Origin of the sequence: Limosilactobacillus coleohominis (assembly GCF_016901675.1) — a bacterium.
GTDB lineage: Bacteria > Bacillota > Bacilli > Lactobacillales > Lactobacillaceae > Limosilactobacillus > Limosilactobacillus intestinavium.
Window position 1 is genome coordinate 1 of the sequence record NZ_JACJKU010000015.1, and the last position, 14,441, is coordinate 14,441.

A 14,441-nucleotide genomic window follows, 5' to 3' on the forward strand; every position below is an offset into this window, starting at 1 on the left:
ACCAACAATGTAGTTGGTGCGGTCTACATGCGTGCGAGTCTGGAAAGCGTCTATTCGACGATTAATAATATTTCTTTAATCTATGTATTTGCGGCACTAATTACCATTGTCATTGGATTAGGAATTACGGTTATTATTTCCCGGGAAATTACTCGACCAATTGAAGAAATGCGGAAACAAACACTTCGAATTGCTCGTGGAGACTACACTGGTCGTGTTGAGGTTATGGGGAATGATGAGCTAGGTCAATTGGCTGGAGCCATCAATAACTTATCAGTCCGTGTTGAAGAAAGCCAAGAAATTTCAGAGGCCGAGCAGCGGCGTTTAAACAGTGTCCTATCACATATGTCTGATGGTGTGCTGGCAACTGATCGTCAGGGAAATATCACTGTCGTTAACGAAACTGCACTCCAGCTTTTAGAACTAGATGATGATGACAATGTCATTGGAAAGTCATTACTCGATATTTTAGGAATTCGTCAAAACTATACAATGCGAGAATTAGTTGATGATGATGTTCAGCAAATATTGATTGATAATAGTGATAGTAGCGGAATGATACTATCTGCTTATTTCTCAACCATTCAACGTGAATCAGGATTTGTGAGCGGCTTTGTTTGCGTTCTCCATGACGTTACTAGTCAACAAAAGGAAGATCAAGAACGTAAGCAGTTCGTTTCTAATGTCTCTCACGAATTAAGAACACCTTTAACTAGTGTAAAGAGCTACGTTGAAGCATTGAGTGATGGTGCCTGGAAAGATCAAGAAATCGCACCACAATTCTTAAAAGTGGTCCAAGATGAAACAGACCGAATGATTCGGATGATTAACGATCTTCTGAGCCTATCCAGGATGGATTCTGGAACTGTGAAGTTAAATCTAGAATACGTTAACATTAACGAATTATTTAACTATATTTTAGATCGCTTTGACATGATTCTGAAAAAAGAAAAGGATCCTGATCAAAAGAAATATACCATTCAACGGAATATCACTAAGAAAGACTTGTGGGTTGAAATTGATACCGATAAATTTACACAAGTTATTGATAACATCATGAATAATGCTGTGAAGTATTCACCAGATGGCGGAGTCATTACTGCCCGTCTGATGGAAACTAAAAATCATGTCATCATGAGTATTGCCGATCAAGGGTTAGGAATTCCAAGAAAAGATATCAGTCATATTTTTGACCGTTTCTTCAGAGTTGATAAAGCTCGTTCACGGAAGCAGGGCGGAACTGGTTTAGGATTAGCCATTTCCAAAGAAGTTGTGAACTTACTTGGTGGCCAAATTTGGGTCGATAGTATTGAAGGTAAGGGATCAACTTTCTACATTTCATTACCATATGTACCATATGATGAAGGAGATGAATGGGATGATAGCGAAATTTAAGGACAATTGGGAAGCAATTCTTTTAACTGTCGTGGTAGTTATCAGTCTTATTCTGTCTGGAATCGTGTGGGTTAATCCATATCGCAGTGATCATCGCTTCTTTGGTGATAATGGAACTAGTACTAGTCGACAGATTACAACTCAATCAATGCGCGATATTTATTTACCAACGCAAGTGATTAAAACGAATGGTGATCAAGGACAGCACTTACTTTATGGCCAATCTTCCAATGCGGTTTTGACTGCTCGTGAAAGTATTGAAAAATGGCGTTTTCATCGGCTAACTAGAATTCAATCTGGTCGGGAGAAGAACTATCTTAATTATTTACGGTTAAATAATTCTATAATGTTGTCGTATCCATCAAGTGTACCGATGACAATATTCAACGATAGTTTTAATCAAGATTTAAATGTGAATAGTCTAAATAAAGTTGATCATATCGTGATTCCACTAGACACAGGTAATAAAATTAGCCGAATTTATTTATTAAGCGATGATAATTTTAGAGTTTTCCGTTTAAAGGTGGATCATGCTAATGTAAAGGCCATTCGTCAATCTCTAAAGGGTGGATCATCAATTAGTGTTGACCATAAGATTTTCGATGGAAAACCGATTGTTACGTATCCCCATGGTGTTAAATTACCTAATTTTGGCTATCAAATTACTAAAATCAATCCGGACAGTATCAGTCAAACTTTGATGAATAATACTTCTAAGAGATCAACTGTTACATCCCAGCAAGAGAATGGTCATGTCATTTATCAAGGTGGGACAAGTCGTCGATTAACCTATGATTCTAATAAGGGAACATTAGATTACGAAAATTATATCGGCCAAACTGACCATTTCAGCTATCAGCAAATTTATGGTCACTTATATAATATGCTAGCTGGAACAGGAGTGCCTTTAGATTCTTTAAGGTATGATACGTATAGTAATAAAAATGAAGCAATTACGTACCGTAGTTTTGTGGAAGGTTTCCCAATCTTTAACGACCAGGGCTATGGAACAGTTCAAATCCAAAATAATCAAGACGGAGCAGAACGATATCATTTTTCGTTGTATAGCTTACAAGTACCCGTTGCGGTTAATAATAAGAAGACGTCCTTACCATCTTCTGCAGTGGTCTTTAATGGCTTGAGAAATGCAGGGAAGCTCAAAGAAATTACTGGTATGAGGATTGGTTATGATTGGAAAACTAATCAGGGTTCGAATGTTGTAACATTAACACCAACTTACTATCTAAGATATCGTGGTAATTGGGAAAATTACGAAAATTTGATTAACTAGGAGGGTGCAATAGTGAATTTTAAAAGGATTCAATGGATTTTTATTATTGCGTTCGTCCTGTTAGATATTGGGTTGTGCGTTTCTTTATTGATGGGCACGCAATTTCATAATACTGGTAAGCAACAAAGTCAGACGCAGATTACCCTGAAAGAAATGAAAAATGACTTGATTAGTGTGGGGCCTTTATCTGACAAACGACGAAATGGTTATTATACTGCTGCCCAGAGTAATAAAGCATGGACATCGAATAATCGAGTTAACCAATTACGAGGGCAAACAGCGCGGTTTAATGATGGAATCGTTAATAGTACCTTTCAGAAAAATATTAAGTTAAGAACTGGCGCTAGTCAGCAACAACAATTGGATAAGGTCGTTCATTCCAATTTAATACTTCATGGTAAACAATATTCATATAATGAAGATCTTTCGACGGCTAAGCAGATTGTTTATACACAAACAATTAAAGATCAACCGGTATTAGATCGAGAAGGTCAAATTAAATTTCATGTTAATAATAATCATGAAGTGACGGGATACACTCAGGGATATTTAAGTGAATTTAAAATTTTACGTCCGCGAGCAATGACTATCTCGCAACAACAAGCAGTAACGTGGCTTTACCGTCATAATCAAATTAATAATAATTCACGAATTACTCATGTGATCTTTGGTTATTCAAAAATCCAAAAGAATGGTAATCAGGTTGTCTTTGTCCCAATCTGGACCGTAAACGTAAAAAATAAGGCTGGTGGGTCAGCTCAAAGTTTACGTGTCAATGCCTTTAGTGGAATCCCCTTTAAAATGAGTATTAATAATTAACAAGGGAAGGATTATTTGTGGCAACAGTGGATGATTTAAAATACAGTATTCTGGCTAGCGGAAGCAAAGGAAATTCTACATATATTGAAACTGCTCACCACCGAATTTTAATTGATGCGGGATTAAGCGGTAAGCAACTAGAACAACGGATGGCACAAATTCACCGGTCTATGAAAGATGTTGAAGCTATTTTTGTAACTCATGAGCATAGTGATCACAGTCATGGAGTCGGTGTTTTAGCACGTCGCTATGGACTAGACATTTATGCTAACGAAGGAACATGGCAGGCAATGACCAATAAGATTGGAAAAGTTCCCTTAGAACAGAAACATATAATTACACCAGGCAAAGTTAAAGATTTTGGTGATTTACAAGTTGAAAGCTTTGCCGTTTCACATGATGCAGCAGAGCCACAATTTTATCAGGTTCATCATGATAATAAGGCATTTTGCATTTTAACGGATACCGGATACGTTTCTGATCGGGTTGCAGGAACAATTCGTGATGCGGATGCTTATTTAATGGAGTGTAATCATGATACAGAGATGTTGATTAATGGCACTAAATATTCATGGCCACTGAAGCAACGGATTCTAAGTGATGAAGGGCATTTATCCAACGAAGATGGTGCAGAAGCCTTAATGGATGTGATTGGTCGAAATACTAAGGAAGTCTTAATCGGTCACAGAAGCCATGAAAATAACACCCGTTCTTTAGCACATCTAACAGTAGCAACGCTTCTGGAACAGCGCGACTTTGGTGTCGATCATGATTTTAAATTAGATGATGCTGAACAGGATCAGGCAAGTGGACTGTTGACTTTATAATCAAAAACATTATAAATACTTCAAAAAATATTCATATTTGGTTTTTATAATAGAAACTAAGTAGGAGGAAGAATGATGCAAGAAAAAAATAATAAATTTTGGTTGAAAGTTGCAACAGTCGGCTTAATTGCTGGTCTGATTGGTGGCGGAATTGTTTTAGGTGCTGGTAATCTAATTTCAGGGATTCGGGATCGAATTGCTTTAAGGGCTCCTGCTGGTTCCAATAAAGCGGGTGGCACCTCCGTATCAAGTAATAAAGCCAACTTGAATAATGAGTCAACTAAGGCATACAAGTCTGTTAAAGACTCTGTGGTTTCGGTTATCAATCAGCAGAAATCTCAAACAGGTAATAATATCTATAGTATTTTTGGTGGCGGTAATTACGGAAACAGTAATTCTGGTAAACTTCAGACAGCCAGTGAAGGTTCTGGGGTGATCTATAAAAAGAACGGTGGGTCTGCCTACATTGTTACCAATAACCACGTTGTTTCTGGTTCCAATGCTTTGAAAGTGATTTTGAGTAATGGCAAAGAAGTGTCAGCTTCAATTGTTGGTACGGACAGTACCACTGACTTAGCAGTTCTGAAAATCAGTTCTACCAACGTTTCCTCAGTAGCATCATTCGGAAATTCAAATGATATTGCAGCAGGTCAGGATGTCTTAGCAATTGGATCGCCTATGGGTAGTGAATATGCAAATACTGTTACTAAAGGGATTATCTCTGCTAAGAAACGAACCATCACTGCTAAATCAGGAGCAGCAGCAACTAGCGTCATTCAAACAGATGCTGCAATCAACTCCGGTAATTCAGGTGGTCCATTAATCAATATGGCAGGTCAAGTAATTGGTATTAATTCGATGAAGCTTGCTTCTGATACAAATGGTAGCAACGTTGAAGGGATGGGCTTCTCAATTCCAAGTAATGAAGTTGTTCGCGTAATCAATCAATTAGTTAAGAACGGGAAAATTACCCGGCCGTCATTAGGGATTGGTTCGATTGATTTAAGTAGTGTTTCTAAAGATCAACAATCATCAATCTTAAAACTACCTAGCAGTGTTTCTAAAGGGGTAGTTGTAATGACCGTAACCGATGGTGGTGCAGCCAAGAATGCAGGCCTCAAGAAATACGATGTAATTACTAAGATTGGTAATAAGAGTGTTAGCGATGTTAGTTCATTACGAACTGCCCTATACAAGTATAAAGTTGGTGAGTCTGCTAACGTCACATACTACCGAAATGGTAAAGCACACACTGTAAAAATGAAGTTAACTGAATCAAGTTCGTCAAATAGTAGTTCTAATGATAGCGATTCTGATCAACAAAGCAATCAAGGACAGTCTCAACAAAGTCCTGATGATGATCAAGATGATACAAATGACGGATTTTAGTGGATAAACAGAAATATACCAACTTATTGAATCCTAGTGTTCAAATAATAGAACGCTGGGATTTTTTAGTTATTAACAGCCTGTTAAGGTCGGACCCTTGACAGTTTAATCTGATAAATAGTTCGTTAATTATTGTGATAATAACCTACTGAAAGTTAACCATAGGTAATTTTAATGAAATTAACGAATGATCAGGTCAGTAAATGGTAACAATTAATAATCCGTGGAAAAGTTTTCCACAAAGTTATCCACAAGCTGTGAATAGTTGTTAAGTCAGTGTTTTTCCTTGTGTATAAAGTTATCCAAAGGTTTTGTGCACAGCTGTTAATAAGTGGATGATTATAATGAATGAACAGTGTAAACCATTGATATATCAATAAAAATAAAGGTGACGTACGAACGACTGTTTTTGTTTACAATGTGGATAACTTTATAGTAAAGATTTTAGTAGACCAAAGGAAAAAGTCCGAACTAACCAAGTTATCCACAGGTAGCTGTTGATAATATGTGGATACTCTGTTGAAAACTACTAAGTTATTCACATGTTATGATATGAGAAGATAAATAGAATAAAAAGGATGATTAAGCGTGAATATTAAAATTATTGGAGTTGGCAAGGTGAAGGAAAAATACTTTAAAGAAGGCATCGCGGAATATAGCAAACGATTAAGCCGCTTTTGTAAATTTAAGATTGTTGAAGTTCCTGATGAGCCTGCGCCAGAATCGTTGAGTCAAAACGAAATGGACGAAGTAATGGCTAAGGAAGGTCAACGGATTTTAAGTAAAATCAAGGAACGTGAATATGTTTTTGCCTTAGCAATCAAAGGAAAGGAGCGATCTTCTGAAGAATTTGCACAGGAAATCAACCAATTAGCCACGTACGGTCATAGTGACATCACATTTGTAATTGGGGGATCACTCGGGTTAAGTCCTGAGGTTTTGAAAAGAGCTAATACCCAGATTTCATTTGGGCGTTTTACGCTTCCACATAAATTAATGAGGTTGGTATTAACTGAACAGATTTATCGAGCATTTACGATTATTAATGGTCTTCCCTACCATAAATAAGATATATTCTTCACATTGTCTCTTCTTTATAATCGCTGATGTAAAGCCGTTTCAAAACAAAATTAAATAATTAAGCATAAAATTAGTGTTGATTTTCACAATCTTTTTATTAAAATGTAAAGTGTAATTTAATTTTGGAGGCTGTTAAGTATGGAGCGACAATTTGATTTTTTGATGCCTAGTGTCAACTTCTTTGGACCTGGCGTAATTGCCAAAATTGGTGATCGGGCTAAAATGCTTGGAATGCACAAGGTTCTAGTAGTAACTGGTGGTCATATTGGTAAAATCGAGAATGGACCAGTTGATCAAACAGTTGACTCATTGAAGAAGGCCGGTGTTGACTACGTAATCTTTGATGGTGCCGAAGAAAACCCAAAGATTCGTGATATCAAAAAGGGTAAGCAAATTTACCTTGATGAAGGCTGTGACAGTATTATCACCGTTGGTGGTGGTTCCGCTCATGACTGTGGTAAGGGGATTGGTATTATCCTTACGAATGGTGATGACATTACTAAACTAGCCGGCATTGAAACATTAGACAAGCCACTACCTCCATTAATGGCAGTTAATACAACTGCAGGTACTGGTTCAGAGTTAACTCGGCATGCAGTAATTACTAACGAAGAAACCCACTTAAAATTCGTTGTTGTTTCATGGAGGAATATTCCATTAGTATCATTTAATGATCCAATGTTAATGCTGGACATTCCACAAGCAACAACGGCTGCTACTGGGTTAGATGCTTATGTACAAGCTGTTGAACCATTTGTTTCTGTTGACCACAATGACATTACTGATAGTCAGTGTGAAAAAGCTATCCAAATTATTCAACAATACTTACCAGAAGCAGTTGCTAATGGTCACAATGTTGAAGCTCGTACTAAAATGGTAGAAGGAGAAATGCTTGCCGGGATGGCTTTCAACAACGCTAATTTGGGTTACGTTCATGCGATGGCTCACCAACTAGGTGGTCAGTATGACGCTCCTCATGGTGTTTGTTGTGCATTAATGTTACCTGTAGTTGAAGAATGGAATATCATTGCTTGCCCAGACCGCTTTGCTAAGTTAGCGCAAATTATGGGCTATGATACTACTGGAATGACCACGATGGAAGCAGCTCACAAGTCTATTGACGGAATGCGTGAATTAGCGAAGTCCATTGGTATTCCTGATTCCATTAAGGCAATTGGTGCAAAACCAGAAGACTTTGAACTGATGGCAAAGAATGCCTTGAAGGATGGAAATGCCTTCTCCAATCCACGTAAGGGAACTGTTGAAGATGTTGTTCAGCTTTTCCAAAAAGCATATGATGGCATTTACTAATTTGAAAATACAAAAAATGGCGATCGACTTGTCGATCGCCATTTTTGATTTCTATAAATATTATAGTTTTAACTTTAAATCATTTGGTTGAATAAATGAGGAGCGTTTTACAAATACAAAATTCATAAGCCAAGCACAAAGGACGGGAATAACTACAAAGGCTAAAATAATACGGAGGACAAGCATTGAACCACTCGAGTGTTGGTATGCTGTGAGGGGACCAATTAATCCTGAGAACCCGAAACCAGCTGAGAAGGGGGTTCCATTCATTTTCAAAACAGTGGCGAAGAAGCCGGAAATTCCGGAAGCAATCATAACCGGGATGAATAATTTGGGCTTTTCTAGCATATTAGCCATCTGAATCTTTGGTGATCCTAGGAAGTGAGCTAATGTCCCGCCAAGTGGATTAACGGTTGCCCCCATCCAAGCGAGGGTGAAGGAACAGGCGACAATTCCGGCATTGGCTGCTCCAGATCCAACTCCTGAAAGGGAAATTGCCATCGCAATAGCGACTGATGAAATTGGTGAAACAATGAGGACACCAAAGATAATCCCTAAAACTGTTCCCATTAATAATGGTGACATTGAAGTTGCTGCTTGAACGACTTGACCGATGGCATTTTGAATGGCAACCATTACTGGCATTGTTAAAAGACTGATTCCACCAGCGATTAAGAGTACTAACAGAGATTCCAGAATCATTTTGAATTGACCAAGGTAACGATCAAGTAAAATTACAACGATCGAAGCAATAAAAGTCGTCAGCATGATATTTAGAATAACTCCGGAGCCATTTAAAATAAATGCTGATTTATGAGGGACAGCATTGCCGGCAGCTACGAAGGTTGCTAGTGCCATTGATCCAACTTGCAGAGTGGAGAATTTTAAAATCATCCCAACTGCAAAGGCAGCAATAAATGGAAATGAGGCTTGTGCCAGGTTAATCATGTGAGTGATTCCGGTAGTAAACGAGTTAACCGGACAGAATTGTAACAGTTGTGATAATAAGGCACTAGGAATCAGTGCAATGACAATGGCAATCGCATTTCCGTTTAACGTTGCCATCGTTAGTTCTTTTAGCTTAGCTTTCATTTTGATAATCTCCTATTTAAATTCGTGTGGTGATTCTTTACCGTCGAGAATGTCTAGAACGTCGGTCAATGAAATGTCGACCATGTTTTGAACTGCAATATTAGTGAAGAAAGCGATGTGGGGAGTAAGGATAACGTTATCCATTGCATGAAGTTCTTCTACTAATGGAACGGCAGCTAAACCGTCTTGACGATGATCTTGGTTAAAGATATGTTCTTCTCCTTCTACAGTATCAAGAGCTGCTGCCACAATCTCTTTATCCTTTAAAGCAGTAACGAGATCTTTAGTAACTACCACTGGACCACGACTAGCGTTCACTAAACCAGCAGTAGGTTTCATTAACTTAAAGTCATCTAATGTCATTAACCCCTTTGAAGTTTCATTCAAATCAACGTGAAGGGAAATAACATCTGCTTGCTTAAGTAATTCTTCCTTTGAAACGTACTCAACAATGCCTTCCATTTCTTTACGCGGATGGGTATCAAAGCCAAGGACCCGTGCATCAAGTGCTTTAAGTAACTTTGCAAGGGTGCCACCAATTCGACCAACACCAATAATACCAATAGTTGCAGAATGGATTTCTGTTGCTTGCAGTCCAGCCCAACGGTAATCATTTTCAGCGACGCGATGGTCAAATGCGTATGATTTACGAAGCAGACGGAAGATTTGCATCAGAGCATGCTCTGCAACACTGCGTGGTGAGTATGCAGGAACATTGGTTACTTTTAAACCATTCTCATGGGCTAAAGGAACATTGATTGTATCAACGCCTGCAGTTCTAGTACTAATTTGTTTTAAACCATTAGCTTTTAGAGCAGCATATGCATTGTCAGGAACTTTAGCATGCTGCTGGATCACTAAACCATCCATTCCCTTGGTCATAGCTATTGCTTCATCATTAATGAATGGTTTAGGGGTAGTTACAATTTCAACGTCATGCTCATCAGCAAATTGATGGATTGCTTTTTCTTCGTCGGGACGAACGCTGGTCATTAAAATTTTAGTCATAATTATTGTCACCTTTCTTTATTTGTTTAGTAAATCTTTAATTCTATCAACAGCTAACTTAAGGTTATCCATGCTGGTTGCATAACTTAAACGCAAGTAGCCTTCACCACCATCACCAAAGTATGATCCAGGAATTACTGCTACTTTGCCTTCTTGAGCTAGTTTAGTAGCAAATTTAACATCATCAGTTCCTTGATCAGCCGGAATCTTGGCGAAAACATAAAATGCTCCACGAGGAGTAGTGACAGTGAAGTCAAGCTTTTGAAGGGCCGCTACCAAGAAATCACGACGAGCTTCATAAGCAGCTTTCATGTCTAAGGTTGCTTGATGACCATCATCACTGTCAAAGATTGGTACTGCTGCGGCCATTGCAGGGTCAGAAGGGGATGTGATCATAATGGAATGAACCATCCCAATTCGTTTCATTAATTCAGCCGGAGCAGCCATGAAACCAATTCGGTAACCAGTCATGGCACCAGACTTTGAAGCACCGTTTAAAACAATCGTTTGACCAGGAATAAATTTGGCAATTGAAGTATGGTGACCACCGTAGATCAATTCTGAGTAAATTTCATCAGCGATTACTACCAAATCAGTATCCGCGAGTACATCAGCAATTGCTTTTAACTGATCTGCGGAGTAAGTAACACCTGTTGGGTTAGAAGGATAATTTAAAACGATAGCCTTAACATGATCATGATCAGCTAATGCTTTTTTGAGAGCATCAGGACTGAGGACGAAATCATTATCACTGGTGTCAATGTTGATTGCTTCACCACCGAGCAAATTAACAATTGCTTCATAAAGTGGGAACGTTGGCGTTGGGATTAGGACTTGATCTCCCTTATTAATAATGGCAAATAGGGAAGCATAGATTGCCTCAGTGGCCCCAATGGTAACCGCGATTTCTGAGTCAGCATCATATGTCAAATCATACCGATTTTGAAGATAGTTAGCGATGGCCTGACGCAATTGAGGGGTCCCAGAACCAGCGGAATAGTGTGAATCATTATCATTGATACTCTGGATGGCAGCCTTTTTAGCCACGTCGGGAACATTAAAATCTGGTTCTCCCAAAGTCAGTTTAACAATTCCAGGAATTTTGCTGGCGTTATTGTCAAACACGCGGATGGGAGTTGGCTGAACTCGTGATAGGTTGGTATTAAATTGGTGATTTAAATTAGCATTCATTTGCGGCATTATGAATTTCCTCCTTATAAATAAAAACCGGGGTTGCAATTAGTTTGCAACACCCGGTAGCGCTAGTTTCTTAATCGTTATATGCCAAATTAAGGATGAGTAGGCTTCCGGATGTAGGATCCCAGAAGCCATCACAAAATGTTACTGACTCTGGGTTTAAATTTGCCAGAACCAGTAATAAAACGCATTATTTAAATTTGAAGTATGTAATGCTTTCATTTTGTAAAACCTCGATTAATTTGATTGGTTATAATTCTAATCTAATTTTAATAATTGTCAATAGGAAATTTAAAAGAATTGTGGGAAACAGTGATTTAAAAGCAAAGTACTTTAGATTTTAATTAAAAACTTTATAAAAAATAATTTATATTTTTCTATATCACACTTGTGTTATACTACAAATGTGATATAATATTAATCGTAAAGGAGTGAGCAACTAATGCGAGTAAACATTAAATCCTATCTTGCTGCTAATCATTTGACGATTTATCGAGTAGCAAAGATTTCGGGTTATGGCTACACAACTTTACACAAAGCGTTTAACAAGCAGCAATCTAGTGCTACGTCACTTAACTTGCGAGACTTAGATGCAATTGCTAAGGCTCAGCACACTCAAATGTGGCAGGTTTTACGCGAATTAGAAGAAAACTACTTATTAGACGATTAAGTTAGAAATGTGTAGTCAAGCGACGAATCTCGTTTTTAACATTGAAAAATAAAAATTAAAACAGGAGGAAAACCAATATGGCACAAAATCCAAGAGACCCATTTAACGATGACATGAATGACATTTTTAACCAATTAATGGGAGGTATGAACGGCTTTAATTCTGACAACCGTCGTTATCTCATTAATGGTCGAGAAGTAACACCAGAAGAATTTGCTCAATATCGGCAAACTGGTCAACTATCTGGTGGAGCTAACCCACAACAAGGAGGTCAACCAGGACCACAGCCTAACGAAGGTAAGGAGAGTATCCTGCACAAGCTTGGACGGAACTTAACTGAAGAAGCTCGCCAAGGAGAATTAGACCCAGTTATTGGACGGAATAAAGAAATTCAAGAAACTGCTGAAATTCTTAGTCGGCGGACTAAGAACAATCCTGTACTAGTAGGTGATGCTGGTGTTGGTAAGACTGCGGTTGTTGAAGGACTGGCTCAAGCAATTGTTGCCGGTGATGTTCCAGCACCAATTAAGGACAAGGAAATCATCAGTATTGATATTTCCGGATTGGAAGCAGGAACTCAATATCGGGGCAGCTTTGAAGAAAATATGCAAAAGCTAATTGACGAAGTCAAAAAGGCTGGTAATATTATTCTCTTCTTCGACGAAATTCACCAGATTATCGGTGCTGGTTCTACTGGCTCTGATAGCGGTTCTAAAGGGATGGCTGATATTATTAAACCAGCATTATCTCGTGGTGAAATTACTGTTATTGGTGCTACTACTCAAGATGAATACAGAAACACAATTATGAAAGATGCTGCCTTAGCACGTCGGTTTAACGCTGTTACTGTTAATGCTCCAAGTAAGGAAGATACACTAGCTATCTTAAAGGGTATTCGTGACTTGTATGAACGTCACCACAACGTTAAATTACCAGACGATGTTTTACAAGCAGCAGTTGACTACTCTGTTCAATACATTCCACAACGGTCATTACCTGACAAGGCCATTGATTTGATTGATATGACAGCTGCACACTTAGCTGCTAAACACCCAGTAAAGGATGTCAAGCAGATTGAAGCTGAAATCAAGAAGGAAGAAAAGAAACAAAAGGAAGCTGCTGAAAAGGAAGACTACAAGGCAGCTCAAGATGCTAAGGATAAGATTGCTGATTTGAAGAAGCAAATCAAGGATCACTCTAAGCAAGAAGAAGTCACAGCAACTCCAGAAGACGTTGCAGCCGCTGTTGAACAAATGACTGGTATTCCAGTTTCAAAGATCGGTGCTAGTGATGTTCAACGTTTAAAGGAAATGGACAAGCGTCTAGAAGGTAAAGTTATTGGTCAAGATGAAGCTGTTGAAGCAGTTGCACGGGCAATTCGTCGGAACCGGGCTGGTTTTGATGAAGGGAACCGTCCAATCGGAAGCTTCCTCTTCGTTGGACCAACAGGTGTTGGTAAGACTGAATTAGCTAAGCAATTAGCATTAGACATGTTTGGATCCAAGAACGATATTATCCGTTTGGATATGTCTGAATACTCTGACCGGACAGCTGTTTCCAAGTTGATTGGTACTACTGCTGGTTATGTTGGCTATGACGACAACTCAAATACGTTAACTGAAAAGGTTCGTCGTCACCCATACTCCATCATCCTATTGGACGAAATTGAAAAGGCTAACCCACAGGTTATCACTTTGCTTCTCCAAGTCTTAGATGATGGTCGGTTAACTGATGGACAAGGTAACACAGTTGACTTTAAGAATACTGTAATTATTGCCACTTCCAATGCCGGATACTCAAACGATGCACCAGTTAAACTTGGTGACGAAAAGGACGATGAAGACTTAATCAAGAAGTTAACAACTTACTTCCGTCCAGAATTCTTGAACCGGTTTAACGCCATTGTTGAATTCCACAGCTTAACTAAGGATGATCTTCAAAAGATTGTTGACTTGATGATTAGTGATGTTAACAAGACGTTAGCTAAGAAGGGAATGGATGTAAAGGTTACCCCAACAGCTAAGAAGTTCTTGATTGATGAAGGCTATGACAAAGAAATGGGTGCACGGCCACTTCGTCGAGTTATTGAACAACAAATTCGTGACAAGGTAACAGATTACTACCTTGACCACCTTGATGCAAAGCACTTAGTTGCTGAAATGAAAGATGGCAAGCTTGAAATCGTTGATGCTAAGGATGCGGCAGACGATGATAGTAAAGAATACCAATCTGACGACAAGGACACTAGTGAAGACAAAGACTAGTTAATAAATAAAAGAACGGGTTACCAAAGTGATGATCAACTTTGGTAACCCGTTTTGTTTCATGTGAAACTTTAGTTTTAATGATTTTTAAAATAGTA

General features: G+C 38.5%; 12 protein-coding genes. 9 read left to right on the forward strand and 3 right to left on the reverse strand.

The annotated features are described in order from the left end of the window. The 7 genes from H5975_RS02545 to H5975_RS02575 form a co-directional block, all read left to right on the forward strand. Nucleotides 1-1,395 (forward strand): ATP-binding protein (locus H5975_RS02545; RefSeq protein ID WP_204784753.1); only part of this gene is annotated, 1,395 nt, incomplete at its 5' end. Continuing rightward, nucleotides 1,379-2,686, forward strand: coding sequence for a YycH family regulatory protein (locus tag H5975_RS02550; protein WP_204784754.1), 1,308 nt, complete (start codon nt 1,379-1,381; stop codon nt 2,684-2,686). The genes H5975_RS02545 and H5975_RS02550, both read left to right, overlap by 17 nt. A 12-nt stretch (nt 2,687-2,698) precedes the next feature. Further along, entirely contained in the window at nt 2,699-3,505 is an 807-nt protein-coding gene (locus H5975_RS02555) for a two-component system regulatory protein YycI (RefSeq protein WP_204784755.1), read from the forward strand. Nucleotides 3,506-3,522: 17 nt separating this feature from the next. Then, on the forward strand, nt 3,523-4,332 hold the full coding sequence (locus tag H5975_RS02560; RefSeq protein ID WP_204784756.1) for an MBL fold metallo-hydrolase: 810 nt from the start codon (nt 3,523-3,525) through the stop codon (nt 4,330-4,332). Nucleotides 4,333-4,407: 75 nt separating this feature from the next. Next, the gene (locus H5975_RS02565) at nt 4,408-5,721 is read left to right on the forward strand and encodes a S1C family serine protease (protein WP_428832675.1); all 1,314 of its coding nucleotides are present in this window, start codon (nt 4,408-4,410) and stop codon (nt 5,719-5,721) included. A 588-nt stretch (nt 5,722-6,309) separates the two neighbouring features. Further along, the gene (rlmH, locus tag H5975_RS02570) at nt 6,310-6,789 is read left to right on the forward strand and encodes a 23S rRNA (pseudouridine(1915)-N(3))-methyltransferase RlmH (RefSeq protein ID WP_204784758.1); all 480 of its coding nucleotides are present in this window, start codon (nt 6,310-6,312) and stop codon (nt 6,787-6,789) included. Between the two features lie 150 nt (nt 6,790-6,939). Further along, nucleotides 6,940-8,112 (forward strand): iron-containing alcohol dehydrogenase, encoded by a 1,173-nt coding sequence (locus H5975_RS02575; protein ID WP_204784759.1) that lies wholly within the window; start codon nt 6,940-6,942, stop codon nt 8,110-8,112. 60 nt (nt 8,113-8,172) lie between these two features. Here the strand turns inward: H5975_RS02575 and H5975_RS02580 are convergent, their stop codons facing one another. From H5975_RS02580 to H5975_RS02590, 3 genes are read right to left on the reverse strand one after another with little or no spacing between them, the layout of a single operon-like run. Next, on the reverse strand, nt 8,173-9,204 hold the full coding sequence (locus tag H5975_RS02580; protein ID WP_204784760.1) for a PTS sugar transporter subunit IIC: 1,032 nt from the start codon (nt 9,202-9,204) through the stop codon (nt 8,173-8,175). Between the two features lie 12 nt (nt 9,205-9,216). Beyond that, entirely contained in the window at nt 9,217-10,212 is a 996-nt protein-coding gene (locus H5975_RS02585) for an NAD(P)-dependent oxidoreductase (RefSeq protein WP_204784761.1), read from the reverse strand. 18 nt (nt 10,213-10,230) lie between these two features. Beyond that, nucleotides 10,231-11,412, reverse strand: coding sequence for an aminotransferase class I/II-fold pyridoxal phosphate-dependent enzyme (locus tag H5975_RS02590; protein ID WP_204784762.1), 1,182 nt, complete (start codon nt 11,410-11,412; stop codon nt 10,231-10,233). 439 nt (nt 11,413-11,851) lie between these two features. Here H5975_RS02590 and H5975_RS02595 point away from each other — a divergent pair, with 439 nt between their 5' ends. After that, nucleotides 11,852-12,079 carry a helix-turn-helix domain-containing protein gene (locus H5975_RS02595; RefSeq protein ID WP_204784763.1) on the forward strand — a complete coding sequence of 76 codons (228 nt, stop codon included), beginning with the start codon at nt 11,852-11,854 and terminating at the stop codon, nt 12,077-12,079. A 77-nt stretch (nt 12,080-12,156) separates the two neighbouring features. Continuing rightward, entirely contained in the window at nt 12,157-14,343 is a 2,187-nt protein-coding gene (locus H5975_RS02600) for an ATP-dependent Clp protease ATP-binding subunit (protein WP_204784764.1), read from the forward strand. The last annotated feature ends 98 nt before the right edge of the window (nt 14,344-14,441 follow it).

What these genes read in the sequence shown, in the direction of transcription:
- H5975_RS02550 (WP_204784754.1), top strand. Translation starts at nt 1,379, where the DNA reads ATGATAGCGAAATTTAAGGACAATTGGGAAGCAATTCTTTTAACTGTC.
- H5975_RS02565 (WP_428832675.1), top strand. Translation starts at nt 4,408, where the DNA reads ATGCAAGAAAAAAATAATAAATTTTGGTTGAAAGTTGCAACAGTCGGC.
- H5975_RS02575 (WP_204784759.1), top strand. Translation starts at nt 6,940, where the DNA reads ATGGAGCGACAATTTGATTTTTTGATGCCTAGTGTCAACTTCTTTGGA.
- H5975_RS02580 (WP_204784760.1), bottom strand. Translation starts at nt 9,204, where the DNA reads ATGAAAGCTAAGCTAAAAGAACTAACGATGGCAACGTTAAACGGAAAT.
- H5975_RS02585 (WP_204784761.1), bottom strand. Translation starts at nt 10,212, where the DNA reads ATGACTAAAATTTTAATGACCAGCGTTCGTCCCGACGAAGAAAAAGCA.
- H5975_RS02590 (WP_204784762.1), bottom strand. Translation starts at nt 11,412, where the DNA reads ATGCCGCAAATGAATGCTAATTTAAATCACCAATTTAATACCAACCTA.
- H5975_RS02595 (WP_204784763.1), top strand. Translation starts at nt 11,852, where the DNA reads ATGCGAGTAAACATTAAATCCTATCTTGCTGCTAATCATTTGACGATT.
- H5975_RS02600 (WP_204784764.1), top strand. Translation starts at nt 12,157, where the DNA reads ATGGCACAAAATCCAAGAGACCCATTTAACGATGACATGAATGACATT.